Annotated in this window: 21 protein-coding genes; 12 read left to right on the plus strand and 9 right to left on the minus strand. The window is 65.2% G+C overall.

Annotated features, from left to right (window positions below; genetic code table 11):
- Positions 1–2: 2 nt before the first annotated feature.
- The 4 genes from OOT43_RS12355 to OOT43_RS12370 are packed head-to-tail and all read left to right on the plus strand — an operon-like array spanning position 3 to position 5768.
- Positions 3–1073: a PilW family protein gene (locus OOT43_RS12355; RefSeq protein WP_266020890.1), complete on the plus strand. Its 1071-nt coding sequence runs from the start codon at positions 3–5 to the stop codon at positions 1071–1073.
- A gap of 28 nt (positions 1074–1101) precedes the next feature.
- Positions 1102–1782, plus strand: a complete 681-nt coding sequence (locus tag OOT43_RS12360; RefSeq protein ID WP_266020891.1) for a pilus assembly PilX family protein — start codon at positions 1102–1104, stop codon at positions 1780–1782.
- Positions 1783–1841: 59 nt separating this feature from the next.
- Positions 1842–5276 carry a pilus assembly protein gene (locus tag OOT43_RS12365; RefSeq protein WP_266020892.1) on the plus strand — a complete coding sequence of 1145 codons (3435 nt, stop codon included), beginning with the start codon at positions 1842–1844 and terminating at the stop codon, positions 5274–5276.
- Positions 5277–5282: 6 nt separating this feature from the next.
- A complete protein-coding gene (locus OOT43_RS12370) occupies positions 5283–5768 on the plus strand; it encodes a type IV pilin protein (RefSeq protein WP_266020893.1) in 486 nt (161 codons plus the stop codon).
- A 45-nt stretch (positions 5769–5813) separates the two neighbouring features.
- On the opposite strand, the gene OOT43_RS12375 is transcribed toward OOT43_RS12370, so the two are convergent.
- The 3 genes from OOT43_RS12375 to OOT43_RS12385 all read right to left on the minus strand — a co-directional run bounded on the left by OOT43_RS12375 (position 5814) and on the right by OOT43_RS12385 (position 8239).
- Positions 5814–6167: a hypothetical protein gene (locus OOT43_RS12375; RefSeq protein WP_266020894.1), complete on the minus strand. Its 354-nt coding sequence runs from the start codon at positions 6165–6167 to the stop codon at positions 5814–5816.
- A 39-nt stretch (positions 6168–6206) separates the two neighbouring features.
- Complete coding sequence (locus tag OOT43_RS12380; RefSeq protein ID WP_266020895.1) at positions 6207–7256, minus strand: hypothetical protein; 1050 nt, start codon at positions 7254–7256, stop codon at positions 6207–6209.
- Positions 7257–7321: 65 nt separating this feature from the next.
- Positions 7322–8239 (minus strand): SAM-dependent methyltransferase, encoded by a 918-nt coding sequence (locus OOT43_RS12385; RefSeq protein ID WP_266020896.1) that lies wholly within the window; start codon positions 8237–8239, stop codon positions 7322–7324.
- Positions 8240–8418: 179 nt separating this feature from the next.
- On the opposite strand from OOT43_RS12385, the gene rimO reads away from it, so the two are divergent.
- Positions 8419–9732: a 30S ribosomal protein S12 methylthiotransferase RimO gene (rimO, locus tag OOT43_RS12390; protein ID WP_266020897.1), complete on the plus strand. Its 1314-nt coding sequence runs from the start codon at positions 8419–8421 to the stop codon at positions 9730–9732.
- A gap of 49 nt (positions 9733–9781) precedes the next feature.
- On the opposite strand, the gene OOT43_RS12395 is transcribed toward rimO, so the two are convergent.
- A complete protein-coding gene (locus OOT43_RS12395; protein WP_266020898.1) occupies positions 9782–10264 on the minus strand; it encodes an FKBP-type peptidyl-prolyl cis-trans isomerase in 483 nt (160 codons plus the stop codon).
- A gap of 169 nt (positions 10265–10433) precedes the next feature.
- On the opposite strand from OOT43_RS12395, the gene OOT43_RS12400 reads away from it, so the two are divergent.
- Genes OOT43_RS12400 through OOT43_RS12410 form a run of 3 tightly spaced genes read left to right on the plus strand, consistent with a single transcriptional unit; the run spans position 10434 to position 15308 of the window.
- Positions 10434–11444: an efflux RND transporter periplasmic adaptor subunit gene (locus tag OOT43_RS12400; protein WP_266020899.1), complete on the plus strand. Its 1011-nt coding sequence runs from the start codon at positions 10434–10436 to the stop codon at positions 11442–11444.
- Positions 11444–14545 carry an efflux RND transporter permease subunit gene (locus tag OOT43_RS12405; RefSeq protein ID WP_266020900.1) on the plus strand — a complete coding sequence of 1034 codons (3102 nt, stop codon included), beginning with the start codon at positions 11444–11446 and terminating at the stop codon, positions 14543–14545. Before OOT43_RS12400 ends, OOT43_RS12405 begins: the two co-directional genes overlap by 1 nt.
- A 40-nt stretch (positions 14546–14585) precedes the next feature.
- The gene (locus tag OOT43_RS12410; protein WP_266020901.1) at positions 14586–15308 is read left to right on the plus strand and encodes a hypothetical protein; all 723 of its coding nucleotides are present in this window, start codon (positions 14586–14588) and stop codon (positions 15306–15308) included.
- Between the two features lie 7 nt (positions 15309–15315).
- On the opposite strand, the gene OOT43_RS12415 is transcribed toward OOT43_RS12410, so the two are convergent.
- The 3 genes from OOT43_RS12415 to amrS are packed head-to-tail and all read right to left on the minus strand — an operon-like array spanning position 15316 to position 17406.
- Positions 15316–15645 carry a DUF1840 domain-containing protein gene (locus OOT43_RS12415; RefSeq protein WP_266020902.1) on the minus strand — a complete coding sequence of 110 codons (330 nt, stop codon included), beginning with the start codon at positions 15643–15645 and terminating at the stop codon, positions 15316–15318.
- 11 nt (positions 15646–15656) lie between these two features.
- Positions 15657–16268, minus strand: coding sequence for a glutathione transferase GstA (gstA, locus tag OOT43_RS12420; RefSeq protein ID WP_266020903.1), 612 nt, complete (start codon positions 16266–16268; stop codon positions 15657–15659).
- A 40-nt stretch (positions 16269–16308) separates the two neighbouring features.
- Complete coding sequence (gene amrS / locus OOT43_RS12425; protein WP_266020904.1) at positions 16309–17406, minus strand: AmmeMemoRadiSam system radical SAM enzyme; 1098 nt, start codon at positions 17404–17406, stop codon at positions 16309–16311.
- A 100-nt stretch (positions 17407–17506) separates the two neighbouring features.
- On the opposite strand from amrS, the gene amrB reads away from it, so the two are divergent.
- From amrB to OOT43_RS12440, 3 genes are all read left to right on the plus strand, one after another.
- Positions 17507–18310 (plus strand): AmmeMemoRadiSam system protein B, encoded by an 804-nt coding sequence (gene amrB / locus OOT43_RS12430; RefSeq protein ID WP_266020905.1) that lies wholly within the window; start codon positions 17507–17509, stop codon positions 18308–18310.
- A complete protein-coding gene (gene amrA / locus OOT43_RS12435) occupies positions 18279–18863 on the plus strand; it encodes an AmmeMemoRadiSam system protein A (protein WP_266020906.1) in 585 nt (194 codons plus the stop codon). The genes amrB and amrA overlap by 32 nt, the downstream gene beginning before the upstream one ends.
- A 62-nt stretch (positions 18864–18925) precedes the next feature.
- Complete coding sequence (locus tag OOT43_RS12440; protein WP_266020907.1) at positions 18926–19891, plus strand: hypothetical protein; 966 nt, start codon at positions 18926–18928, stop codon at positions 19889–19891.
- Here the strand turns inward: OOT43_RS12440 and OOT43_RS12445 are convergent.
- Positions 19883–21493 carry a Na/Pi symporter gene (locus tag OOT43_RS12445; RefSeq protein ID WP_266020908.1) on the minus strand — a complete coding sequence of 537 codons (1611 nt, stop codon included), beginning with the start codon at positions 21491–21493 and terminating at the stop codon, positions 19883–19885. The two genes, OOT43_RS12440 and OOT43_RS12445, sit on opposite strands and share 9 nt — an antisense overlap.
- 61 nt (positions 21494–21554) lie before the next feature.
- On the minus strand, positions 21555–22292 hold the full coding sequence (locus OOT43_RS12450) for a hypothetical protein (protein ID WP_266020909.1): 738 nt from the start codon (positions 22290–22292) through the stop codon (positions 21555–21557).
- A 214-nt stretch (positions 22293–22506) separates the two neighbouring features.
- Here OOT43_RS12450 and ppk1 point away from each other — a divergent pair, with 214 nt between their 5' ends.
- The gene (ppk1, locus tag OOT43_RS12455) at positions 22507–24621 is read left to right on the plus strand and encodes a polyphosphate kinase 1 (RefSeq protein ID WP_266020910.1); all 2115 of its coding nucleotides are present in this window, start codon (positions 22507–22509) and stop codon (positions 24619–24621) included.
- Positions 24622–24666: the final 45 nt, after the last annotated feature.

The following is a 24666-nucleotide window of genomic DNA, read 5'->3' on the forward strand; positions in this document are numbered from 1 at the left end:
GCATGAAAATTCCGACACAGGGCGGCCATCCGGGATTTTCCACGGTGGAACTGCTGATATCGATGGTGCTAGGCCTTTTGGTCGTCGGCGCCATCGGCAGTCTGTTCGTGCAGCACAAGACCAATTACCGCCAGAACGAACAATTCGCGCTGATGCAGGAAAACGGGCGCTTCGCTCTCAACTTGCTGGCCAGCGACTTGGCGCTGGCGGGATTCTGGGGCGGCGCCGATTGCAAAAACATGACCAACTGCCCTCCCGCCTCGGCCATCAACGTCCAGAACGACTGCGGAACTAACTGGACCACCACGACGACGCCCTCGGCTCCGGCGACGCACTACCTCATGGCGCCGTCGGCAGGCTCGGCTCCGGCCGATTGGCCCTGCTTCAACTCCGGCGACTATCTCAAGCCTGGAACCAACCTGCTTGTCCTCAAGCATGCCGAAGGCAATCCCGTCTATTGCAAAACCGGATCGGCCGACGACTTCGCCGGACTGATCTACCTTCAAACCAGCGGCTCAGCCGGCAGCCTCGTCAAATCTCCCGTCCCGCCCGACTGCCCGGCCTCCGCCACTGCAACCGCCTTTTGGCGGTACATCGTCCACGTCTATTACATCAGTCGAGGCTACTCGGCGACACAATGCGCCAACAACCCCACCGATCCGCGATGCGTTCCCAGGCTGGTACGAAAGACTTTGGGCCGACAAACCGGAAACCCCATCATTTTCGAGTTGGGCGACGGCGGCGAACTCGCCGAAGGAATCGAATACTTCCATACCGAATTCGGCATCGACGATGGCGACGGCAGCATGACCGACGATTCCTGCGACATGGACGGCATCCCAGACAGGTATCTCTCCTCCGTCGCCGATTACGACGCCATCACTCCCGACGAACTCGACTGCGCCATCAGCGCAAGAATCCACGTCCTGGTCCGTAGCACGCAATCCGATTCAAGCTACACTGATGATAAAACTTATACATTCGGCACGGTGACACTGGGGCCGTTCCGTGACCACTTCCGACGGAAGGTGTTCACGACCACGGTGCAGTTGCGGAACCAGCAATATCACTGAGCATTTCGTCGGAAGGGAGGAAGCGGCGATGGCCCGGAAAAGAAGCTCGCAGAACGGCGCCGCCCTGGTCGTCGGCATGCTGTTCACGATCGTACTGACGGTACTGGGCATCGCGGCGATCCACTCCAGCAGCACCAGCGTCCGCATGGCGCGCAACGCCGAGGCCCGCATCAACGGCCTGCAGCAGGCTCAGGCGGCGTCCGACTACGTCGCGGCGGAGGCGCTCGATCTCAACCTGGACCGGATGGGCAGCCATGCGCGCTGCACCGCAAGCTATCCCTATGGCGGCTGCAACGGCCTGTCGCTGCCCACCCTACCCTCGCCGCTGCTGACGCCCCCGGTTCACGTCCGGGTGCGGAGCAGCGTCGCCTTCGGCTCTTCCAAGAGCGAGGAGAGCAACAAGGTCTTCGAACGCGTCATCGACAGCGATTATGACGGCTCGACCGCCGAATCGTCCGCCGATGCCACCCGTGTCGGCGTGGTATCCGCCGTGCGCGGCACCATCGTCTCCAGCGGTTCGGTGCGCTACGACAGCGAAACCCCCGACCCGACGCCGACACCCGCCGCAACGCCCGCGCCCACCCCCTCGGACGACGGCGACCATGAAGGAGACGACGACCACGAGGATGGAGATGGAGATCACGACGGCGGGGACCATGAAGATGACGGGGAGCAGGACGACGGTGAGAACGAGGGAAACCATAGCTGATTGAATCCGGCCCCGGCCATTCCTTGCCCGGGCACGCCTGTCGAATTCGGAGAATAACAATGAAAATCCAACCCGCAATCGTCGCAATCTCGATCGCCGCCCCCTTCTGCGTCAGCCGGGCGGACGATACCGACATCTATTTCGCCGGCGGCGGCTCGGTGGGCGGGAAGCCGCTGGTGATGTTCAGCCTGGACTACCGACCGAACCTGGGCGCAACGGTATGCCAGGGAAGCGGTGAGGAAGATGATGATGAACACCATGACGAAAGCGGTGCCCAAAGCGGCGATGACCTGGGAGGCGACGATGAACATGAAGACGACGATCACGAACACGGCGACGACTGCCGCTCGCTGAGGACGACGGTGTCCCCCAGTTCGGGAACGACCTATCTCCCCTCGAGCGGCGACGTCACTCATTTCGACCTGATCCGCGCCGCATTGCGCAAGACCATGGACGATCTCGGCACCGAACTCGCCGACGTCAAAGTGGGGCTCATGATCAACCACAACGACTCCACCACCGGCCAGTGCGGCGCCGGCCCCAGCGGCCAGTGCAGCAACGGCGCCTACGTGCTGAGAGGCTTCAGCACCGACAAGGCGCGCTTCCACGACGCCCTGGCCCGGATTCCCGTACCCCAGGGCAACCTGGCCCACGACTTCCAGGGGAAGGAGCTCTATTTCGAGCTGTTCCGCTACCTGACCGGCCAGGGCATCTTCAACGGCCACAAGGGCTGGCAGGACTATGGCGACACCAACGCCAACGACAATCTGGACGTCGACAATCCGGGCACGCCCTTCGATGACACCCTTCTTCAGTGGGACGGCACGATCGAGAACGGCGCCAATTACGTGAGCCCCCTGGCGGACAACTGCTCCAAGGTGTTCATGATCAACTTCATGTTCCAGGTCTCCAACAAGGACAACGACTCCGACAGCTCGATCAGGCAGAGCAAAGGTTCGGGCGGCATGAACGGCCTCAATCCAGGCACCAGCAACAGCGCCTTTGCCAACGTCATCCGCTGGATGCGCGACGCCGACCTGGCGGACGGCACCTACGGCAGCGCCGGCAACCTGGAAGACGTGCAGAACGTCACCTCGTATTTCTTCGTCGCTCCTACGCACATCAACACCACGACCAACAGTTACGCGACCGCCGGCGGAACCAACGCCGCGCTTCCCCTCAGCACCGACCCGGAGCTGTTGATCGCGTCGCTCAAGGAGGTCTTCAAGGAAGTGCTCAGCGTCAGCGCCACCTTCGTCTCGGCCGCCTCGCCGGTCAACGTGTTCAACCGCACGGAGTCGCTGAACCACGTGTTTTTCTCCATTTTCCAGCCCGAACAGGCCCCCCGCTGGAACGGCAACCTGAAACGGCTCAAGCTGGCGTCCGACCCCACGACGCACCGGCTCAAGGTCCTGGACGCATCCAGCCCGCCGATCGAAGCGATTTCCAGCGTCGACGGCAGGATCAAGCACGAAGCGCTCACCTACTGGACCGGCGCCTCCGGCTTCGACGTGCAGACCTATGCCGATACCACCAAGGGCGAGGTGGTGGGGAAGGACGGCCGCAGCGTGGGCCGCGGCGGCGGCGGCCAACGGATTCCCGGATTCCTGACGAACTCGCCCGGCGACGGTAACTCCACCAGCGGCGCCCGGAAGCTCTACACCGAACCCGACAGCCTGAGCAACGGCAGCGCGACGGCCCTGCGCGCACTGAACGCCGACTCCACCACCGCGACCGCGGTCTGGAGCACGCTCCGCCTGAACGGGGCGAAAAGCGGCGACGCCTGGAGCGATGCCGCAACCTTCGGTGCCGCCACCAGCGACGATCAGGCCACAGCCGTGAAGCTGCTCAAGTTCGCGCGGGGACAGGACGCCAATGACGAAGACGGCGACGGCAATTACACCGAGGCTCACCCCTGGGCATCGCCCGCCAACCAGCTCAAGCGCAAGTGGCTGATGGCCGATCCGCTGCATTCGGCCGCCGTGCCGCTCAACTACGGTGCGCGCACCGGCTATTCGCGGGACGTTCAGGACGTCCGGATCCTGGTCTCCGGCAACGACGGCTTCCTGCACATGTTCCGCAATTCGGCTTCGGGAAGCTCCACCACCGAATCGCCCAGCGGCGTGGAGGACTGGGCCTTCATCCCCCGCCGGCTGCTCGGCAACCTCAAGCCGCTCTCGGACAACGGCGCGGCGACCTCCCACGTTTACGGGCTCGACGGCACTGTGGCGGTCTACGTCAACGACATGGACCGCGACGGCACCGTGAACGGCTCCGACCAGGTCATCGCCTTCGTCGGCATGCGCCGGGGCGGTAAAGGCTATTACGCGCTCGACATCACTAATCCCGACAGTCCCAAGATGCTCTGGACGATCGAGAAGAACGACGCCAGCGGAAACTTCGACGAACTCGGCTACAGCTTCTCGGATCCCACCATCGCCCAGCTCGACTGGGGCGAGGGGCGCAAACCCGTGATCATCTTCGGCGGTGGCTACAGCACCAACAAGGACGAATCCAGCACGGCGAATGCCAGGAATGGAGCGGCCGGCACCGACGACACCCAGGGCAACGCGATCTACATCGTGAACGCCAAGACCGGTGCGCTGATCTGGAAGGCAAAACAAGGCTCAAGCGCTGCGTCTGCGACGACGTTCCAGCATTCCGGGCTGGCCGACAGCATCCCCTCCAAGGTCACCGCGGTCGATACCGATGAAAACGGTTCGGTGGACCGCCTGTACGTCGGGGATACCGGCGGGGTGCTCTGGCGCGCCGACCTTGCCTACGTGAAACAGGACGGCACCACGTCCTACAACGAGCCTGCGCACTGGACCGTCACGCCCGTGCTTTCGGTCGGCCGCCATGCCGGACAGCCGGACCGGCGCTTCTTCCACCGCCCGGACTTCGTGCCAACCTCCGCCGGCTCAAGCCGCTTCGATGCCATACTGATCGGCTCCGGCGACCGCGAGCACCCGCTCGACACCAACGTCCAGAACCAGTTCTACATGTTCAAGGATACCCATGTCGCCAGCGGGTCGCCGCCCACGGGGTCGGCCAAGACCGTGACCGACCTCGACAACCTGACGAGCTCGACCACCGTCCATACCGACAAATCCGGCTGGTACATCGACATCGGCAGTTCGGCCAGCGGCGAAAAAGTGCTTTCCAGCCCGCTCACCTACAACGGTTCGGTCTATTTCGGCACCTATGCGCCTCAGGGCGGGAGCGTTTCCGGACAGTGCGGGCCCAACGAGGGCGAATCGCTGACCTACGTCGTCCGTCTCGCCGACGCGTCCGGCGTTTTCAACTTCAACACCGCGACGGCGGCCAACGAGCGTTTCACCGCCACCGGCAGGGGATTGCCCAGCGACCCCGTCACCGTCGCCGTCAACGGTAAGCTCTACGTCACTGCCGGCAACCTGCCGGCGAATTCCGACCTGTCCAAGCCGGTCGGCAATTCCGGCATCAGCCGGCTCTACTGGTACGAAAAGGAGTGAGCGGACGTGGCTGAACCGAACGGAAAGGTAAGCGCTTTCCCTGGCTTCCGGGCGGCAGACGGCCGGGAGTCTGCCCCGGACTTGATCCGGGGAGGGCAGGGATTCTCGCTGATCGAACTGATGATCACTGTGGCCATCATCGGCATCCTCGCCGCCGTCGCCTACCCGTCCTACAAGGAGCACATCGTCCGGACCCGCCGCGCCGACGGCAAAGCCGCCCTGCTGCGGGCCGCCGCGCGCGAGGAGCAGTACTTCATGGACAACAAGACGTATACGAGCGACGTCACCAGACTCGGTTTCGCCTCCAACGGGAAATCCGACGAAGGCTATTACGTCATTTCCGCGACCACCGCCGACGCCAACACCTTCGCGCTGCAAGCGACGCCGCAGAGTCCGCACACCGACGCACTCTGCGGCAACCTGACCCTGAACTCCCTGGGTGTGAAAGGAAAGTCCGGCTCGGGTTCCGTTGCCGATTGCTGGAACTGGTAAAAGGCGGGAAGGGCTGTCAACCCACCGCAGCGGAAGCGGCGAAATTCAATCCCCGATTCGGGCCAGCGAATCGATCACCGCTTTGGCCTCTGCCGGTCGCAGCCCGGTCGCCTCCCTCAGCCGCTTGACCGCCCCGCCCGGATTCCCGTCCCGAATCAGGCCGCGGATTTCCGCCGCGGTATCGGAGGGCAGCCGGACCATTTTGCCGTTCACGACCACGTCGACGGGCTGCGCATCCCGCGCCACGCGGGTACCGGCGACATTCTCCTCCGCGGCACTGCGAGCGGGACCGCCAATACGGGCCACCAGCCAGCCGAGAAAGAAGCCGAGCCCCAGGCCGAGGAGCAGGAAGGTATATTCCTTGGGGAATCCGGACAGGTTCGCGGCGGCTTCGTTCATGGGCATGTCGCTGGTGGGGGTTGAAAGGACTCGAGGACTTCAGCCGTTCACGCTGGCCTTGAGCGCCTGGAACTTCTTGATCATTTCCTTCTCCATCTGCTTGCGTCCGATGGAATGCTTCAAGGCCTCGCCCACGCCGCTGACCTGGTCGGTCGACGAGCGCACCGAATACAAGACCAGGGCGCCGTCCTGGTATGGGACGGTGCCGGCGAAAATCTGGCTGACATTGTAGGAATGGCCGACGTAGAAGGCGCGCTGTAGCAGGATGGCACCGTCGTTCCTGGCATAAATGATGCGGTGGACCAGGATCGGGGTGGGCCGACCCTGCACCGTGCGGTTGGCCCAGCCGAACGAATTATCCACATCCGCCGGCATCTCCGCCGGAAATCGCAGGAGGGCCTTCTGCAGATCGGGGAACTGGTCGCCGAGCAGCTTGCTGGACCGGGCGAAGTCCGTCAGATCGGCGGCCGGATCGGCTTTTTCGCCGTCGCCCCGGTCGTAAGCGGCGATGCCGGCAAGCCCTTTGCTCCGGTAAGCCTGCATACGGGCGGCGAGCACCGACCGGTACTGCCTGGATACGGCTTCGACGACCGCCTTGTCGTCGTCGGTATCGAGGCTCGCCTTCAGTGCGGCGAAACCGGCCATTTCCGCGGCCGACAGATTGAAGTCCGAACCTGGGTGGACGTTCAGCAGGTCGCGTGCCTCGTCCGCCTCGGCCGGCGTGTAAGCGAACTTTGCGAAGGCTTCGACGCCGGCACCGGTAGGCACGACGCCGCGGGCCTTGACGTCCGGGTCGCGGGCGACGAGTTCGCCGCGCTTGACGACGTCGACGATCCGCGCCGGCGCCGTCTTGAGAACCATGGCGATGCCGGTCGCCAGTGATTTGCTGCCCGATTCGGCTACCGAATAGGAAACGATCTCTCCTTTCTGCAAGCGCGCGACGTCGGCCTGCGCGATGCCTACCCGCTCGATGAGCTGTTCCGCGGTAAACCCGGCGTGGACGGGGGATGTGGCCAGCAGCAGAAGACTCGAAAACAGGACTTTTCGGAGGCCAGTGGGAACGGGGAACGGAGAGACGGTGTTCATCATTTTCACTCCCGGCGCGAAAAAAATGGGTCTGCCTGGGACTCCGGTCCCAGGCTACGCGCACCAGCTTACAACGGTTTTTTCGCCCGGAAAATGCAGTAGCGCACCATGCCTTCGTTGAATACTTTCCACTGCGCCAGAGCCACCTTGTAGTTGGCGGTCTGGGCCTTTTTGCGCAGTCCCAGCCAATGCATCATCCATTGCATGGGCGCAGTCCAGAGCGCCGTGAGATACATGCGGCGGGACGAGGGCAGGGTTTCCCTGGTGGCTTCGGTGATGTGGACCTCGCAGAAACCGCACTCTTCCATGCCGGCCTGGAACTCCTCCACGGTCGACAAATTGGGCACCGCCCAGCCGTTCAGGCAGTCCATCACCGCCTGCCATTCGGCTTCGTCGAACTCGCGCTTGGTGGCGTAGCCGTCGCAGGCGATCAGGGTGCCGCCCGGCTTGAGTACCCGGTAGGCCTCGCGGAAGAATTCGCGCTTGTCGGTAGCGTAGCAGCTGCTCTCGACGGCCCAGACCACGTCGAAGGAGGCATCCGGGAACGGCGTCTTGCAGAAATCGGCCGCCCGGAATTCGGTCTTGTCGGACACACCATGCCGCCGCGCATTGCGACGGGCGTGCTCGACCTGCTGCTCACTGACGGTGATGCCGGTGGCGTGGGCGCCGAGGTGCTTGGCCAGCCAGATGGAGCTGCCGCCGATGCCGCAGCCGGCGTCCAGGACATGATCGCCCGCCTTGATCCCGGCGATCGCGGCCATGATCCGGTTCTTGTTGATGAGGGCCTGGCTGTGGGTCTTGATGCCCTCTTCCCAGTAGCCGTAGTGCAGCGCCAGGTTTTCATTGTCGAACCAGGCGGTGCGGTAATCCCAGTAACAGTCGTCGTAATGCTTGGCGGTATCGACGCGGATTTCGTCTTCGGAAAACTCGGTGCCCTTGCGCAGGGAATCGTTGCGGTAGTCTTTGTTGGGTTCGAGGTAATACATGGGGTTGTTCCAGAGCTGCTCGCCTTGCGCCCGATGCGGCAAAAAGATGCGAAGTGTACCCCGGAACTCTCGCCCGAGGCATGCCTGGATAGAGTTCCGGGTACAGCAACCGTTAAAATAATCGGTTGTCCTTCCCATCCTTCCAACCTGCCGTTCCGATCCGCGAATTCCATCCCAACATGAAAACTCCCCAAATCGGCTTCGTCAGCCTTGGCTGTCCCAAGGCGCTCGTGGACAGCGAGCGCATCCTCACCCAGTTGCGCGCCGAGGGCTACGGCGTCGTGCCGACCTACCGGGACGCCGACCTGGTGGTGGTGAACACCTGCGGCTTCATCGACGCGGCGGTCGAGGAGTCGCTGGAGGCGATCGGCGAAGCGTTGGCGGAAAACGGCAAGGTGATCGTCACCGGCTGCCTCGGCGAGCGTCCGGAGGAGATCCAGGCGCGTCACCCGTCGGTGCTGGAGGTGACCGGCGCCCATGCCTACGAGGAAGTCATGCGCGCGGTGCACCAGCACCTTCCGCCGCTGCACGATCCCTTCATGGATCTGGTGCCGCCGCAGGGCGTCCGGCTGACCCCTCGCCATTATGCCTACCTCAAGATATCGGAAGGCTGCAACCACCGCTGCAGCTTCTGCATCATCCCTTCGCTGCGCGGCGATCTGGTCAGCCGCCCGATCGGCGAGGTGATGACCGAGGCCGAGCGCCTGGTGGCCGCCGGCGTGAAGGAAATCCTGGTGGTGTCGCAGGACACCAGCGCCTACGGGGTGGACCTGGGCTATCGCACCGGCTTCTGGGGCAGCCGGCCGCTACGCACGCGCTTCCAGGAGCTGGCGCGGGCGCTGGGCGATTTGGGCGTTTGGGTGCGACTGCACTACGTCTATCCGTACCCCCATGTCGACGAGGTAATCCCGCTGATGGCGGAAGGGCGGATCCTGCCTTACCTCGACATCCCATTCCAGCACGCCAACGCCCGTGTGCTGAAAGCCATGAAACGACCGGCGGCGGCGGAAAACACTCTCGCCGCCATCCACCGCTGGCGCGAAACCTGTCCGGAGCTGACCTTGCGCAGTACTTTCATCGTCGGCTTCCCTGGCGAGACCGAAGACGAGTTCCGCGAGCTGCTCGATTTCCTGGAGGACGCCCAGCTCGACCGGGTCGGTTGCTTCGAATATTCGCCGGTGAAGGGTGCGGCGGCCAACGCCCTGCCCGATCCGGTGCCGGACGAGGTGAAGGCCGAGCGCCATGCCCGCTTCATGGAAGTGCAGGAGCGCATCAGCGCGGCGCGGCTACAGGCGAGAGTCGGGCGAACCGAAACTATGCTGGTGGACGAGGTGGTGGAAGAAGGCGCGGTCGCCCGCAGCCGGGCCGACGCCCCGGACATTGACGGCCAGGTATTCATCGATGGCGCCACTCACCTCAAGGTCGGCGAGTTCGTGGATGCGACTTTCGAGGATGCGGACGAGCACGATTTGTGGGCCCGCCTGGAGGACTGAAACCTTGAGCGCGACCCCGCTCCCCGGCGGGGCCGCGAGCCTTGCGAAATCAGTGGTGGTGACCGCCGGGACCGTGGACGTGGCCGTGTTCGAGCTCTTCGGAGGTTGCATCGCGGATTTCGGCCACTTCGACGTCGAAATGCAGGGTCATGCCGGCCATGGGATGGTTGCCATCCAGCACCACCTCTCCTTCCAGCACTTCCAACACCGTCACGATCTGCATGCCTTCGTTGGATTCGGCATGGAACTGCATGCCGGGCAGGATTTCGTCGACGCCTTCGAATGCGTCGCGCGGCACCGCCTGAACCAGGTTCTCGTCGTGCAGGCCATAGGCTTCTTCGGGCGGAACGGTGACCTTGAAGCTGTCGCCGACGGTCCGGCCGGTCAGCGCCTCTTCGAGGCCGGAAATGATGTTGCCCAGCCCGTGGATGTAGGCCAGCGGCTCGTCCGCGCTGGAGCTGTCGAGGACGTCTCCCTCGTCGTTGGTTAGGGTATAGTGGATGAGAACAACCTTGTGGGGGGAGATTTGCATGGGAATACCTGCTGAGATTGGAATCGCCATCATAGTCTTTTTCCCCGGATGCAGACAGGTTTTCGACGTCACAGCGGACGGTGGACGGCTCCCCCCATCTTCTCCCGCCTGACCGGGATCCGTCCCTTTTCGAGAATACTCCCGGTCCTCCCCGATGCCGCATTTCCGCATGGCGCCCCGTTCCTCGCGCGCGGCCGCCCTGCTCTGTTGTCTGCTCGCAGGCTCTGCTCGCGCCGGTGACGAAGCCGAGGCGGTTTCCGAACATCCGGCCCGGGTGGCACAAGAATTCGGGGTCGTACTTGAACCGGCGCGGCAGCGACTCGCCGGCATCGAAACCCGTGTCCTGGAGGCCGTCGAATACCAGCCCGAGACGCGGTCGTTGGGCCGGATCGTGGACATCCAGCCGCTGCTCGAGCTGCGCTCGCGCTACCGCGCGGCCCAGGCCGACGCCAAGATCACCGACGCCGCCCTTCGGCTCGCCCGCAAGAACCGCGACCGGCTCGCCAGCCTGCACAGCGAAGCCATCGTCGCCACCCGCGAACTGATCCATGCCGAATCCCAGCTCGCCGCCGACGAAGCGCGGGCCGTGACGGCACGCCAGCATCTCCGGGAATTGCAGGAGGAAGGCCTGCAGGTTTGGGGGGCCGAGCTTTTCAAGGCCGCCGTGGCGGGGGACTCCCGCTTGTTCGACGACCTGCTGCAACGGCGCCGGGTGCTGATCCTGGTCACCCTGCATCACAACCAGGCTCTGCCCGCGGACGCTTCCCGCGTCATGGTGGCGCGCGAGGGCGACCGGCAGGCGGCGCAGCCCGCCGAACTGGTCTCGGCGGCGCCGAGAACCGACGACATCGTGCAAGGGGAAACCTGGTTCTTCCACACCGACGCCCGCAAGCTGCGCACCGGAATGCGCATCGAGGCCTGGATTCCGGTATCGGGCGAAAAGCTGAGCGGCGTCGTGATTCCCCGCTCGGCGCAGGTCTGGCACGAGGGCCGGACCTGGGTCTACCTGCGGGCCGCGGAAGACCGTTTCATCCGGCGCCCGGTGGACGCCCACCGCGACTACGGCGACGCCTGGTTCGTCGATGCCGGCATCGCGCCGGGCGAGTCGCTGGTGACACGGGGAGCCCAACTCCTGCTGTCGGAGGAACAGCGCCACGCGATCCCCGAAGAGGACGACTGATGCTGGGGCCGGTGGTCCGCTTCGCCGTGCGCCGCAGCGGCGTCGTGGTCGCGCTCGCCGTCCTGCTGGCGGCCTACGGCCTGTACCGCGCGGCGACGGCGAAACTGGACATCTTCCCCGAATTTTCCGCCAAGCGGGTGGTGGTACAGACCGAGGCCCAAGGCCTCACCGCCCGCCAGGTCGAGACCCTCCTGACCCTGCCCATCGAACGGAAGCTGGCCGGCATCGTCGGGCTGGACACCCTGCGCTCGGAGTCGATCCAGGGCTTGTCGGTGGTGACGGCAGTGTTCGAGGACGACACCGACCTCTACCGCGACCGGCAGCTGGTGAGCGAGCGCTTGGCGCTCCTGGCCGGGCAGCTTCCGGAGGGCGCCGGCACGCCTGTGCTGGTGCCGCTGTCCTCCTCTTCGGCCACAGTGCTGACGCTGGGCCTGACCGCCAAAACGGTCAGCCCGATGGAACTGCGGACCCTGGCGGACTGGGTAGTGACGCCGCGTATCCTCGCCGTACCGGGCGTCGCCGACGTCAACGTCTTCGGCGGCGCGGTGCAGCAGTTGCAGGTCGAAGTCGACCCCGCACGGCTCAAGCGCTTCGGCTTGGACCTCAACGCCGTGAGCGTGGCGGTGCGCCAGTCGTTCCGCACCCAGGGCGCCGGCTTCGTGGAGAACGAGAACCAGCGTTTGGCCCTTCAGGTCACGGGCCTCCCGCTCGGCCCGGAAAGCCTCGGCAACGTCATCCTCAACCGTTCGCCCGGCGCGGTGCTCAAGCTGCAGGACGTCGGGACGGTCGCTTTCGGTCCCAGGCCGCCGATCGGCGCGGCCGCGGTCAATGGCGCCGCCGGGATCGTCATGATGGTGATCGGCCAGTATGGCGCCAACACCCTCGAGGTATCGCGCGGCGTGGAACGCGGCCTGGCGGAACTCGCCCCCGTGCTCGCCGAACAAGGCGTGACGCTGCATCCCCATCTCTTCCGCCCCGCCGACTATATCGAGCGGGCGCTGGACAGCCTTGCCGGCCACCTGTTGGCGGGCGGGCTGCTGGTGGTGGCGGTGCTCTACGCCTTCCTGTACAACCTCCGCAGCGCCCTGATCTCCGCGGTGGCGATCCCGCTCTCGCTGCTGGGCGCCTTCGTGGTGCTCCAAGCCTTCGGCGTCAGCCTGAACCTCATGGTGCTGGGGGGACTGGCGATCGCCCTGGGTGAAGTCGTCGACGACGCCATCATCGACACCGAGAACATCTTCCGCCGGCTGCGGGAAAACCGCGCCGCTGCGCTTCCCCGCCCGGCGCGCGAGGTCGTTTACGAAGCCTCCATGGAAGTCCGCGGTTCGGTGGTTTACGCCAGTTTCATCGTGGCCCTGGTGTTCGTGCCCCTGCTGGGGCTGGGCGGGGTCGCCGGCCGTCTGTTCGCGCCGCTGGGCTATGCCTACATCGTCGCCATCCTGATCTCGCTGGCGACCGCGCTGACCGTCACGCCCGCGCTTTGCGTCGCCCTGCTGGCGGGCTCGAAGGAAACCGCCGGGACGCCGCCGCTGATCCGTTGGCTCCAGCCCCTTTACGGGCGATGGCTGCGGCGGACCGCGAAGCGGCCGGGACGGCTCGCGGCCGGCAGCCTCACGATCTGCATCCTGGCGGTTGCCCTGGCACCCGGGCTGGGCGGGGACTTCCTGCCGCGCCTGCGCGAGGGGCATTACATCGTGCACACGGCCAGCCTCCCCGGCACCTCGCTGCAGGAGTCGCTGCGCATCGGCGGCTTGATCGTGCGCGCCATCCTGCAGATTCCCGGCGTCGAATCGGCCTCGCAATGGGCGGGGCGGGCCGAGCGCGGCGCCGATACCTATGGCAGCCATTACAGCGAATACGAGGTGCGCCTCCACCCAATGTCCGGCGGCGAACAGCAGGCCGTGCTGGACCGGCTGCGCGGACTGCTGGAAGGCTTTCCCGGGATACGCGCCGAGGTGAACACCTTCCTGACCGAGCGGGTCAACGAGACCATTTCGGGCTACACCTCGCCGGTCGCGGTCAACCTGTACGGCGACGATCTGGACCTGCTGGACCGGAAAGCACGCGAGCTCGCGGCCGAGATCGGCAAAGTCGCGGGAGCCGCGGACGTACAGCTACGCTCGCCGCCCGGCTCGCCGCTGGCGGAAATCCGGCTGCGGCCCGATCAGCTCCAGATCTGGGGGCTGCGTCCGGGAGACGTCATGGATGCCGTGGACACCGCCTTCGCCGGCCGGACCGTGGGCCGCTTCGCGCTCGGCCAGCGCATCTTCGACGCTGCCGTCATCCTCCGGCCGGACCTGCGGCATTCGCTCGAGGGGCTGCGCGAACTACCGCTCAAAGGCCAGGACGGCATTCTCGTGCCCCTCGGCGAGGTGGCCGAAGTCGCGGAAACCGGGGAGCGCTACAACATCCTGCACCGCGGCGGCCGCCGCATCCAGACCGTGACCGCTGGCGTCGAGGGACGCGACCTCGCCTCGTTCCTGGAGGAAATGCGGACCCGGCTGGACGCAGTGCTGAAACGCTCGTCCGGCGTTTACGGGGAGATAGCCGGCGCCGCGGTAGAACAGGGCATCGCCCGGCGTGACCTGATCGCCCGCGCCTGCCTGGCCGGCGGCGGTGTGCTGATCCTGACCTATCTCGCGATCGGCAGCTTTCGGCACACCGTCATCGCCCTGGCCAACCTGCCGTTCTCGCTGGCCGGCGGGGTGCTGGCGGCGGTATTGTCCGGCACCAGCCTTTCGGTGGGCGCGCTGGTCGGCTTCGTGACGCTGTTCGGCATCACCATCCGCAACTCCATCATGCTGCTTTCGCATTACCGCCATTTGGTGGAAAGGGAAGGGCAGAACTGGAACCTCGACACCGCCGTACAGGGCGCCCAGGAACGCCTGCCGTCGATTCTGATGACGGCGCTGGTGACCGCCCTGGCGATGCTGCCCATCGCCATCGGCAGCGACAATCCGGGGCGGGAGATCATGGGGCCGATGGCCGCCATCATCATCGGCGGACTGCTCTCTTCCACCTGCCTCAATCTCGCTCTGCTGCCGGCGATGCTGCTGCGCTGGGGCCGGTTTTTTCGAAAACCGGTAGAATGTCGCCCGTGAGACCGAACCATTCCCCTCCGCCTCAAGGATCGACCGCTCGATGATCAAAAAAATCCTGGCGGTGCTGATCGTCCTGGCCGCCGTATTCGGCTTTTCGTGGCACATGGGAGTTCGCCAGCGCCTCGCGAACGAGGCGAAGCTCGCCCAGGCGCGGACACCGGCACCAACGCCAACCGCCAGTGCGACTCCCGCACCCATACCGCTTGCAGCGCCGGAAGAGCAGGCGGCGCCCGCGGCCTCGGCCGAACCCCAGCCGCCGGTGGATCTGCTGAAAAAAGCCGCGAAGATTCACACGGGCGGACAAAAAAAGGTTTGCAAAAAGGTATTCGGCCTCGAGACTTGCGCCGATACCGAATGGAACGTCGACGTGGTGACCGAAGGCCAGCCGTCCGTCATCCGCAACGGGGACCTCTTCCATGTCTCCATCCCCGTCCGGTTCACCGGCGAAGCGGCGGCCTCCAGCGAGGACTTCAAGAGCCTGAAGCTCGACAGCCGGAAATTCACCGGAGCGGTCGATGCCTGGGCCGATGTGGGCATCGATCCCGCCGACGGCTGCACGATCAACGCGGTGTCGACCGGCATCGAATGGCGGGAAGAGCCGGAAATCGAGCTCGTGGGCGGCCTGCAGGTGAAGGTGGGCGATCTCGTGAGGAGCCATTTCGAGAAAGCCCTGCAGGAGGCGGTCGACTCGCTGAAACTCCGGGCCACCTGCGAAATGGTCAGGCAGCAGATCGAACGGCTGCGCGAAGCGGGCGGAAACTGACGCCGCGTCAGAACTTGAGCGGAGCCTCTCCTTCCTGCTCCCACAGCACGTCGCAGTCGTGCTTCAGTGCGTCCTTGAACAGTCCGATCAGCGGGAAAGCCCGGACGCGCAGGGACGGCTTCTCTTTCTTGTCCTCTTCCTCGTCTTCGGGCGAAGCGGAAACCGGAGCCGCTTCGGCCGTCAGGGCACCTTCGAGCTTCTCGAGCGCAGCCGGGATGTCCCCGGCCAGCAAGGCGCCCGGTACCGAGCCGGAGTTCCCCATCATCCTCAGCAGTTGCAGCGCGACATCGCCGAACATCGTCACCCGTCCGACTTTGCTTTCGAAGGTTATCAGCATGAGGGCCTCCTTTATCCGGTCAGTCCTTCGGCCTTCATCGCGGCCTGAACCGTCGGCCGTGACAGACTCCGCTCCAGGTAGGCGAGAATGCGCGGCCACTTCGAGAGATCGATCTTGAGGTATTCGCACCAACCCAGCACGGTAAAGAGATAAGCGTCGGCCACGCTGTAGCGGTCCCCCATCAGCCAGGGACCGCCCGCCGCCAGCTGATCTTCCACGTAATCCAGCCTCCGCGACAGCAGCCCGAGTGCAATCTGCTTGCTGGCCTCGGGAGATTCCGGATTCCAGAACGGGCCGAAGGTTTTGTGGATCTCGGTGGAGATGAAGGCCAGCCACTCCAGGAGCCGGTAGCGCTCGAACGTCCCCGACGGCGGCATCAGGCCGGACTCGGGCTTGAGGTCCGCGAGGTATTGCAGGATGACCTGGTCCTCGGTCAGCACCTGACCATCGTCCAACTGCAATGCCGGTACGTAGCCCTTGGGATTGACCTGGAGAAACTCTGCGCCGCTTCCGGTCTTCTTGGTGCCGAGATCGACGTTCTCCAACTCGAAATCCAGACCTGCTTCGCGCAGCACGATGTGGGGCGCCAGGGAACAGGCACCGGGGAAATAGTAGAGTTTCATGGGTGCATCCTCATTTCGGTAGGATTGAAGGGGGCTGCCGTCAGACACGCCCGGCCATGCTGACGGGCATGCGTTTCGCGCCCCAGTCGCCCGGCTCGGCCTCGAACACGCCGGCACAGGGCGTGCCGCAGCGGTTGCAGCGGCCTTCCGGCGTGAGGTTCCACTCCGACAGCTCGTACCAGTCGCGGCCGATCAGCATCTGTCCGCAATGGTGGCAATAGGTGCTGTCGCCTTCCTTGTGATGGATGTTGCCGACATAGGCGTAGCGCACGCCGTTCTTCATGGCGATCCGCCGCGCCTCGAGCAGCGTCGTGGGCGGGGTGGCGCTCTTGTTCAGCATCTTCCAGTCGGGATGGAAGGCCGAGAAATGCAGCGGCACGTCCGGCCCCAGCTTCTCGACCACCCATCGCGTCAGCGCCTCCAGCTCCTGTTCGGAATCGTTTTCGTCCGGAATCAGCAGGGTGGTTATTTCCAGCCAGACGCTCGTTTCATGTTTGATGTATTCCAGCGTCTCCAGCACCGGCTGCAGATGGCCGCCGCAGATCTTGTGGTAGAAGTCCTCGGTGAAGGCCTTCAGGTCGATGTTGGCGGCGTCCATGTAGCGGTAGAACTCGGCGCGCGGCTCGGCGCACTGGTAGCCGGCGGAGACGGCGACCGACTTGACGCCGAGCTCCCGGCAGGCGCGCGCGGTATCGATCGTGTATTCGTGGAAAATGACCGGGTCGTTGTAGGTGTAGGCGACGCTGCGGCAGCCGAGCGCCTTGGCGGTCTGGGCGATCGCCTCGGGGCTGGCCCGGTCCAGCAGCGAATCCATTTCGCGCGACTTGCTGATGTCCCAGTTCTGGCAGAACTTGCAGGCCAGGTTGCAGCCGGCGGTGCCGAAGGAGAACACCGGCGTCCCCGGCAGGAAATGGTTCAGCGGCTTCTTCTCGATGGGATCGACGCAGAACCCGCTGGAGCGGCCGTAGGACAGCAGCGCCACCTTGCCGCCGACGTTGCCGCGCACGAAGCACAGGCCCCGCTGGCCCTCGTGCAGCTTGCAAAAGCGGGGACAGACGTCGCACTGGACGCGGCCGTCGTCCAGGGTATGCCAGAAACGGGTGGGAAAGGCTTCCGCGGCATCGATGTAGGTGTCCATGGCGCACCCCCGGAACGACGGGAAGTTGACAGATGAGGCTACAGTATGAATTCTGTATCCGCCAAGCAAGTGTTTCTTCTTCGCAAAGCCGGAGGGCGCCATGCGATCCGTTCGAACTCCCGCCGTCGCCGGCCTGTTCTATCCCGCGGACCGTCGCCAGCTCCACGCCATGCTGCAAGGCTACATCGGCGAAGCGAGAACCGTCGGCACACCGCCCAAGGCCCTGATCGCCCCTCATGCCGGCTACGTCTATTCCGGCCCCGTCGCCGCCAGCGCCTATACCTTGCTGAAGCCTGCGCGGAGCAGCATCCGCCGCGTCGTGCTGCTGGGCCCTTCGCACCGCGTAGCCTTCCGGGGCCTCGCCTTGAGCAGCGCGCAAAGCTTCTCGACACCGCTAGGGGACATCCCGCTGGACCTCGACGCCGAAGCGACCCTGGCCGCGCTGCCGTTCGTACATGTCCTGGATCAGGCCCATGTGCTGGAACACAGCCTCGAAGTCCAACTGCCGTTCCTGCAGGAAGTACTGGAAGATTTCAAACTGGTGCCGATCGTGGTCGGCGATGCCGCTCCCGCCCAGGTCGCCGAGGCGATCGACCTGTTGTGGGGCGGAGACGAAACCCTCATCGTCGTCAGCTCGGACTTGAGCCATTATCACGACTACGCCACGGCCAAGCGGATGGACCGGGCGACCTCCGAGGCCATTGAGTCGCTGCGCCCCGAGGACATCGGCTTCGACGACGCCTGCGGACGGCTGCCGGTGGCGGGCCTCCTCATCGCCGCACACCGCCGGGGCCTCACGGCGATTACGGTCGATCTGCGCAATTCCGGCGATACCGCCGGTTCCAAGGACAGCGTCGTAGGATACGGAGCCTATGTCATCGAATCAGGACACTTGTCCGCTTGAACCCGCCTACCGGCAACACCTGCTCGACCTTGCGCTTGCCTCGATCCGGCACGGCCTGGAAACCGGCAGGCCTCTCCCGGTCGATCTCTCGAACCTGCCCCCGCCGCTCCGTGAACGGCGGGCGACTTTCGTCACGCTGAAAAAGGGCGGCGAACTGCGCGGCTGCATCGGCTGCCTGGAAGCGGTGAAGCCGCTGGCCGCCGACGTGGCCGACAATGCCTTTTCCGCCGCCTTCCGCGACCCGCGCTTCCCGCCCGTCACGGCGGACGAAATCGACGGCCTGGACATCCATATCTCCCTGCTCACCCCGCCCGAACCCATGAATTTCGTTTCCGAGCGCGACCTGATCGGACAACTGAGGGCCGGCATCGACGGCCTGATTCTTCAGGACGGCCTTCTGCGCGGCACCTTTCTGCCTTCCGTGTGGGAAGCCTTGCCGCGGCCGGGGGAGTTCTTCCGCCAGCTCAAGCTCAAGGCGGGTTTGCCGGAGGACTATTGGTCGGACACATTGAGGATTTCCCGGTACCGGGTCGAGAGCATCGAACAGGCTTAATATCGTCCGCTTAACTTTCTTCCAGAATTGCACACAATCCCCAACTGCCCGGAAAAACCACCATGAAAAAACCCAGGCCAGCCCAAGGCGCTGCTGAACCGGAAGCGAGCGGCATGTCGAACCCGCTCGAGCGCGCCGGGATCAAGCTGGCCGAGATGGCAAGGCGGGCAGCGTCCTTGGGCAGCGCAGCGGCGAAGAAGGTGCGAAATACGGCGCGGTCCGCAGCCAAGAAGACGGCGATAACGGTCACTCCGGCGATCGAGGCGACGAAACAGGCGGCCCAAAGTGCCAGTGAAAAAGTGGACCCTGCGGCAGTGGGCGGAGCCGTAGCGGGCTTGGCGGCGGGGGAAGCGCTCGGGGGGGTGATCGGCGGCGTGCTGGGCTCGGTAGCAGGACCGGGAGGAACCGTGGTGGGTGCCCAGATCGGCGCCTTCGCCGGCCAGACCGTGGGGGCGAAGATGGGCTACGACCTGACCCACGAGGCCATGCACCCGGAGGCCGCCCAACCGCAGGCCGGCTCCGGAAAGCACTTGGGAGATGTCGCCAAGGCCGTCACCCGCAAGGCGGGCGAAAAAGCCGGAGAAGCCGCCGGCATCGCCGCAGGCACAGCCGTTGGCGCAGTGCTGGCCGGACCGGCGGGCGGCCTGGTAGGCGCCATGATCGGCGAGGCACTGGCCAGCGAGGCCGGGGGCAAGGCCGCCGCGGAAGTCTGCCGCCAGGTGCAAGGCGACGATCCGGACAAACCGGTGCCAGCAGATGAGCCGGCCAAGGCCGGGGTGGGCGAGTGGCTGGGCCAGGTCGCTCGCGACTACACTGGGGAAACCGTCACGGCTGCCGTTTTGGGCGCGGTGGGAGGGAGCCTGGCGGGCCCGGCCGGCGCCGCGATCGGCACTCGCGCCGGCGTCATCGCGGCAACCCGGGTCGACTGGTCGTTCAAGAAGACGCCCCGGGCGAAAAACTCCGTTAAGACCAAGCGGAAGAGAGGAAAGCGCGGCGGTGGGAAGGACGGCGAGCCGGAGTCACCCTGAAGCACGGGCCATCGGCCTGAAAGCCAAGCCTGGGAGCAGTTTGGCGAAGCGATGCAACAGCCAGACGCACAGCTCGAAGTCCGTATCCAAGATGCCGGCCTCGATGCTCTGCTCTGTTTCCAGGGCAGCGACCCCGTCCAAATACGCCTGCCGGAGCGCTGTGACCGGCTCGCCGTGGCGGCGGGTCTGCGCGTGGAATTCGGCGATCCCTGCCGAGTCCAGCGAGGTGACCGCTCCCGCCGCCAGGATGAGCAGGTGCTCCAACCGGGCTCGCAGAGGAGCGGCCACCACCTCGACCGGTCCGGGCAGGGCACCGAGATGGATGGAGAACTCGGCGGAAGCTTCCGCGACATGCCACACGATGGCGAGCGCCGTCCGGAATCGGTGCAGACGGGCGGTCTCGGCCGGCCCGAGCCCGTCGCGCAAGGCCAGCTTGACGCAGAAGCTCTCGATGGCGGCGGCGAGCCGGAGGAATTCCGGCTCCAGCAGGTCGGGGTCGGTATCGGCGGACGGCTTTCTTCCGTCCGATCGGCGCGGTGCCACCCGCACAGAACCGAGCAGCCTCCCCAGTTCCTTCGCGAGAAGATCGAGCGCAGTCGGCGGATCCGTGAGCGCATGGCTGAACAGGAACGCCGGCTCGCCCAGCGCCTTTTCCGGCGCGGGCGGCCAGAAGCGGTCGAGCAGGCGGGCGCAGGCGGGCAGGAAAGGCGAAAGCGCCAGCGCAGGCAGCAGATTCGAGAGCAGAAACGCCACGGCGAGTTGGCCAGAGGAAGAAGCCGTCAGTTCCGCCGCCAAAGCGCCCACCAGGGGCACGCCGAAGTGCTCGCCCACGAACAGCGCCATCATCAGCAGCCCGCTGGCGAGGCAGAACAGGTCCTCGGTGCGGACCAGACGGATGGCGTCGCCTTGCATGCCGAGAGCCAGCATGGCCCGCAGCGGAATCGCTCCCAGGTTGGTGCCGTAAATCATCGGAAGCGCGGCGGATGCCGGCATCGCACCCGCCCCGCACAAGGTGATCACCAGCATCGTTGCCCCCGCGTTGGATTGCAGCAGCGCCGCGGCACCGAAGCCGCAGGCGAAGGCGAACCACGGCGAAGCCAGCGCCGTCTCCAGACCTGCCCGGAACCAGGGCTCGTTCTTCAACGGGGCGGCACCTGCCCCCATGTTTTCCAGCGCGAACAGCAACAGGCCGACGCCGAGTAGGGCAGCGGCGACGGTACTCCAGGGCTTGGCGCGCACGGAACCCAGGGCGATGCCGGTCCCGCCGACGAAATAGGCCACCAACGGATGGATGTCGACGGCGGCGAGAAAAGCCAGGGCGGTGAGGCCGACGTTGGACCAGACGACAACGAGGCGGGCCGCCGCCGGCTTGATCAGGCCGCTGCCGAGCATGCTGGCCAGAATGAAGGTCACGGCGGTGGCGCTCTGGGTCAGCGCACCGCTCATGACGCCGAGCATCGAAGCCAGCGGCGGGGTATGGGTGGCAGCCTTGACCGCGTGGCGGAATCCGCCGCCGCCCAACTCGGAAAGGCTCTGGCCGATCAGTCTGAGGCCGAGAAAGAACAGGCCCAAGCCCAGGACGAGTTGGTCGAAGGATTCCATGGAACGCGTGGCTATGCAGTTCGGGGGCTGTGCGGCAGCGGCATGGCAAGGAATACGGCGCCTATTCCTTGCACTCGCTGCCGGAGGGAAACTCGGGTTTCTTCCCCCAGTCGTTCGAGGGCAGATCGTCGTACGGCGCGGCGTAGACCTGCTTCAGCATCCGGAAACCGGTGGGGACGGCCGAGCCGGGGTTGCCGTAGGTGACGATCCACAAGTAGTCGTAGTTGGAGCCATCCCAGCTCGCCGGCACACCGTCGAGGCGGTCCAGGTTGAGAAGCTGGCGCAGCGTGATTTTCTCCCCCGGATAGTCCTTTTCCAGACTCTTGCTGGCGATGCGCTTGTGCTCCCATGCCATCACGACCGTCTTGCCCTCCCACAGCGGATTGTTCAGCACATCACGGGCGGCAGCTTGGGTAAGCTTGTTGAGCAGCAGGTCTTTCTCCTCGTCGGACTGGTCCGGCAACGGTACGGCAGAATAGGTGACGACTGGCTTGCCCCAGATGTTCGCCACCGGCGAGACGGTTTCCAGCGTGTGCAGGGTGATGGCGAGCAAGGCCGCCGGGCCTTCGGACGGTAGAACCGAATCGGCGGCATTCCCGCCCAGATACCGAAACCCCAGCGCCAGTGAGCGCTCTCTGCCGACATCGCACAATGCGTATTTGTCCTGCTTTTCGCCGTGGCGCAGGATGACGATCTTGCCCGGAACGGCAAGTGCATGGGAAGAAACCGCCAGCATCCCCGCCACCACTGCGAGGCGGCAGAATCCGGACCGCTTCTCGCCGCTTCTCGTACCCGTCATCTGCAACCTAGCCTCCAGAATGCTCGACCGGCATCAAGGGGACGCCATCGGCCCCATGGTATCCGAGCTTAGACGCCGAATGTTACGAATGAATCCGCAAAGGCATCCGTTTCCGTCAATCTGCCTTAACAAACGTCCGGTACCGTTCCTGACGAGTTTGACCGCTTAGGTCCGCCTTTGGGAACGGGCCAGCCCCTTTGCCAGGAAATCCGACATGAGCATCGAGACCGCCAAACCCGCCGCCGCTGCGGCCACGGAGCATTTTTTCAACCGCGAACTGAGCTGGCTCGATTTCAACGACCGGGTTCTGCAAGAGGCGCTGGACGCACGCACGCCGCTGCTGGAACGCCTGAAATTCGCGGCGATCTTCAGTTCCAACCTGGACGAATTTTTCATGGTCCGGATTTCGGGCCTGATCGAGCGGGAACGGGCCGGCGCCGCCGGTTCCGCGCCGGACGGCATGTCGCCCTCGCAGCAGCTCGACGCCATTCGCGTCCATCTGGCCAGGCAAACCGACCGGCAACACCGGCTGTTCGACGGCGAACTACGGGAGCTCATGAGGCGGCACGGCATATTTCTGCTCGACTACGCCGCGCTGGACGAGCCGCAGCGCAGCGCACTCGAAGCGCATTTTTCCGAACAGGTGTTTCCGGTGCTCACGCCGCTGAGCGTCGATGCGGGCCATCCGTTCCCGCAGATGTCGAATCTCAGCCTGAACCTGGCCGTCGTCGTGGAGGATCCGGCAACCGGCCTGCGGAAATTCGCCCGGATCAAGGTGCCGGACACCCTTCCGAGGTTTGTCGCATTGCCGCAAGGACCAGCGGAGCCGGTCTGGGCCGGGGTCCCGCTGGAACAGCTCATCGCCGGCAACCTGGCGCGGCTGTTCCCCGGCATGATCGTCCGCGGCCACCATATGTTCCGGATCACCCGGGATGCGGATTTCACGGTCCGGGAGGATGAAGCCGAGGACCTGATGCTGGCCATCGAGGAGGAAATCGGCAAGCGCAGGCTGGACGGCTTCGTCTGCCGCCTGGAAATCGAAGGTTCGATGCCGGCCGAGCTGCGCGAGTCGCTGATGGAGGAACTGGAGGTTTCCGGCCGGGACGTCTACGAATTCGACGGGCTGCTGAACCTCAAGGACCTGTTCTATTTCCTGTCACTCCCGCTGCCCGAACTCAAGGATGCTCCCTGGACGCCCGTGGTGCCGGCCCGCTTTCACGCCGCGCCCGATGAATCCGGCGAGCCCCGCGCCACGCTGTTCGACGAGATCAGGAAGGGCGACCTCCTGGTCCACCATCCCTACCATTCCTTCGCCGCCACGGTGCAGGAGTTCATCACCCAGGCCGCCCACGATCCCCAGGTGCTCGCGATCAAGCTGACCCTGTACCGGACGTCGGGCGATTCGCCCATCGTCCGCGCGCTGGTCGATGCCGCTGCGGCCCGCAAGCAGGTCGCCGCGCTGGTCGAGCTGAAGGCGCGGTTCGATGAAGAGAACAACATCGCCTGGGCGAACAGGCTGGAAGACGCCGGAGCGCACGTGGTCTACGGCGTCATGGGACTGAAGACCCATACCAAGATCGCCCTGGTGGTCCGCAAGGAGGGCGACGCCCTGCGTCGCTACGTTCACGTCGGAACCGGCAACTACAACCCGAAGACGGCGAACCTTTACACCGACCTCGGCCTGTTCAGTTGCCGGGACGATCTGGTGGCCGATGTCGGCGACCTCTTCAATTACCTGACCGGCTATTCCCGCCAGGACGCCTACCGCAAGCTGCTGGTCGCTCCGCTCACCCTGCGCCGCCGGATGTACGAGCTCATCGCGCGGGAGATGGAGCATGCCCGCAGCGGCGCCGGCGGCCACATCGTCGCCAAGATGAACGCGCTGGTCGATCCCGACATGATCCGGCACCTGTACGACGCCTGCCGCGCCGGGGTGCGGATCGAACTGGTCGTCCGCGGTATCTGCTGCCTGCGCCCCGGCATCGCCGGCCTCAGCGAAAACATCCGGGTGGTCAGCGTCGTCGGCCGTTACCTCGAGCATTCGCGCATCTTCCGCTTCAAGAACGGCGGCGCCGACGAATTCTACATCGGCAGCGCGGACTGGATGACGCGGAACCTCGACCAGCGCGTCGAAGCGGTCGCGCCGGTGGAGGACCCCGCCGCCGTCCGCCACCTCGAGCAGGTGCTGGATTTCCTGCTGAATGACAACCGCCACGCCTGGGACCTGCAGCCGGACGGACGCTATCTGCAGCGGCAGCCAGCGGAAGGCGAACCCGAACGAGCCGCGCAGTCGCTGTTGATGGAAGGCGCCCGGCTGGGCGAATTCTAGGCCCGATCTTGACAGGAACGAGCGTTTGACCCTTTATCGGGAGAG

The organism is Methylococcus mesophilus (genome assembly GCF_026247885.1).
Lineage (GTDB): Bacteria > Pseudomonadota > Gammaproteobacteria > Methylococcales > Methylococcaceae > Methylococcus > Methylococcus mesophilus.

What these genes read in the sequence shown, in the direction of transcription:
- OOT43_RS12445 (WP_266020908.1), bottom strand. Translation starts at nt 21,493, where the DNA reads ATGGAATCCTTCGACCAACTCGTCCTGGGCTTGGGCCTGTTCTTTCTC.
- OOT43_RS12440 (WP_266020907.1), top strand. Translation starts at nt 18,926, where the DNA reads ATGAAAAAACCCAGGCCAGCCCAAGGCGCTGCTGAACCGGAAGCGAGC.
- OOT43_RS12405 (WP_266020900.1), top strand. Translation starts at nt 11,444, where the DNA reads ATGCTGGGGCCGGTGGTCCGCTTCGCCGTGCGCCGCAGCGGCGTCGTG.
- OOT43_RS12355 (WP_266020890.1), top strand. Translation starts at nt 3, where the DNA reads ATGAAAATTCCGACACAGGGCGGCCATCCGGGATTTTCCACGGTGGAA.
- OOT43_RS12450 (WP_266020909.1), bottom strand. Translation starts at nt 22,292, where the DNA reads ATGACGGGTACGAGAAGCGGCGAGAAGCGGTCCGGATTCTGCCGCCTC.
- OOT43_RS12365 (WP_266020892.1), top strand. Translation starts at nt 1,842, where the DNA reads ATGAAAATCCAACCCGCAATCGTCGCAATCTCGATCGCCGCCCCCTTC.
- amrS (WP_266020904.1), bottom strand. Translation starts at nt 17,406, where the DNA reads ATGGACACCTACATCGATGCCGCGGAAGCCTTTCCCACCCGTTTCTGG.
- OOT43_RS12415 (WP_266020902.1), bottom strand. Translation starts at nt 15,645, where the DNA reads ATGCTGATAACCTTCGAAAGCAAAGTCGGACGGGTGACGATGTTCGGC.
- OOT43_RS12385 (WP_266020896.1), bottom strand. Translation starts at nt 8,239, where the DNA reads ATGTATTACCTCGAACCCAACAAAGACTACCGCAACGATTCCCTGCGC.
- amrB (WP_266020905.1), top strand. Translation starts at nt 17,507, where the DNA reads ATGCGATCCGTTCGAACTCCCGCCGTCGCCGGCCTGTTCTATCCCGCG.
- OOT43_RS12380 (WP_266020895.1), bottom strand. Translation starts at nt 7,256, where the DNA reads ATGATGAACACCGTCTCTCCGTTCCCCGTTCCCACTGGCCTCCGAAAA.
- gstA (WP_266020903.1), bottom strand. Translation starts at nt 16,268, where the DNA reads ATGAAACTCTACTATTTCCCCGGTGCCTGTTCCCTGGCGCCCCACATC.
- OOT43_RS12395 (WP_266020898.1), bottom strand. Translation starts at nt 10,264, where the DNA reads ATGCAAATCTCCCCCCACAAGGTTGTTCTCATCCACTATACCCTAACC.
- rimO (WP_266020897.1), top strand. Translation starts at nt 8,419, where the DNA reads ATGAAAACTCCCCAAATCGGCTTCGTCAGCCTTGGCTGTCCCAAGGCG.
- OOT43_RS12375 (WP_266020894.1), bottom strand. Translation starts at nt 6,167, where the DNA reads ATGAACGAAGCCGCCGCGAACCTGTCCGGATTCCCCAAGGAATATACC.
- OOT43_RS12410 (WP_266020901.1), top strand. Translation starts at nt 14,586, where the DNA reads ATGATCAAAAAAATCCTGGCGGTGCTGATCGTCCTGGCCGCCGTATTC.
- amrA (WP_266020906.1), top strand. Translation starts at nt 18,279, where the DNA reads ATGTCATCGAATCAGGACACTTGTCCGCTTGAACCCGCCTACCGGCAA.
- OOT43_RS12400 (WP_266020899.1), top strand. Translation starts at nt 10,434, where the DNA reads ATGGCGCCCCGTTCCTCGCGCGCGGCCGCCCTGCTCTGTTGTCTGCTC.
- OOT43_RS12360 (WP_266020891.1), top strand. Translation starts at nt 1,102, where the DNA reads ATGGCCCGGAAAAGAAGCTCGCAGAACGGCGCCGCCCTGGTCGTCGGC.
- ppk1 (WP_266020910.1), top strand. Translation starts at nt 22,507, where the DNA reads ATGAGCATCGAGACCGCCAAACCCGCCGCCGCTGCGGCCACGGAGCAT.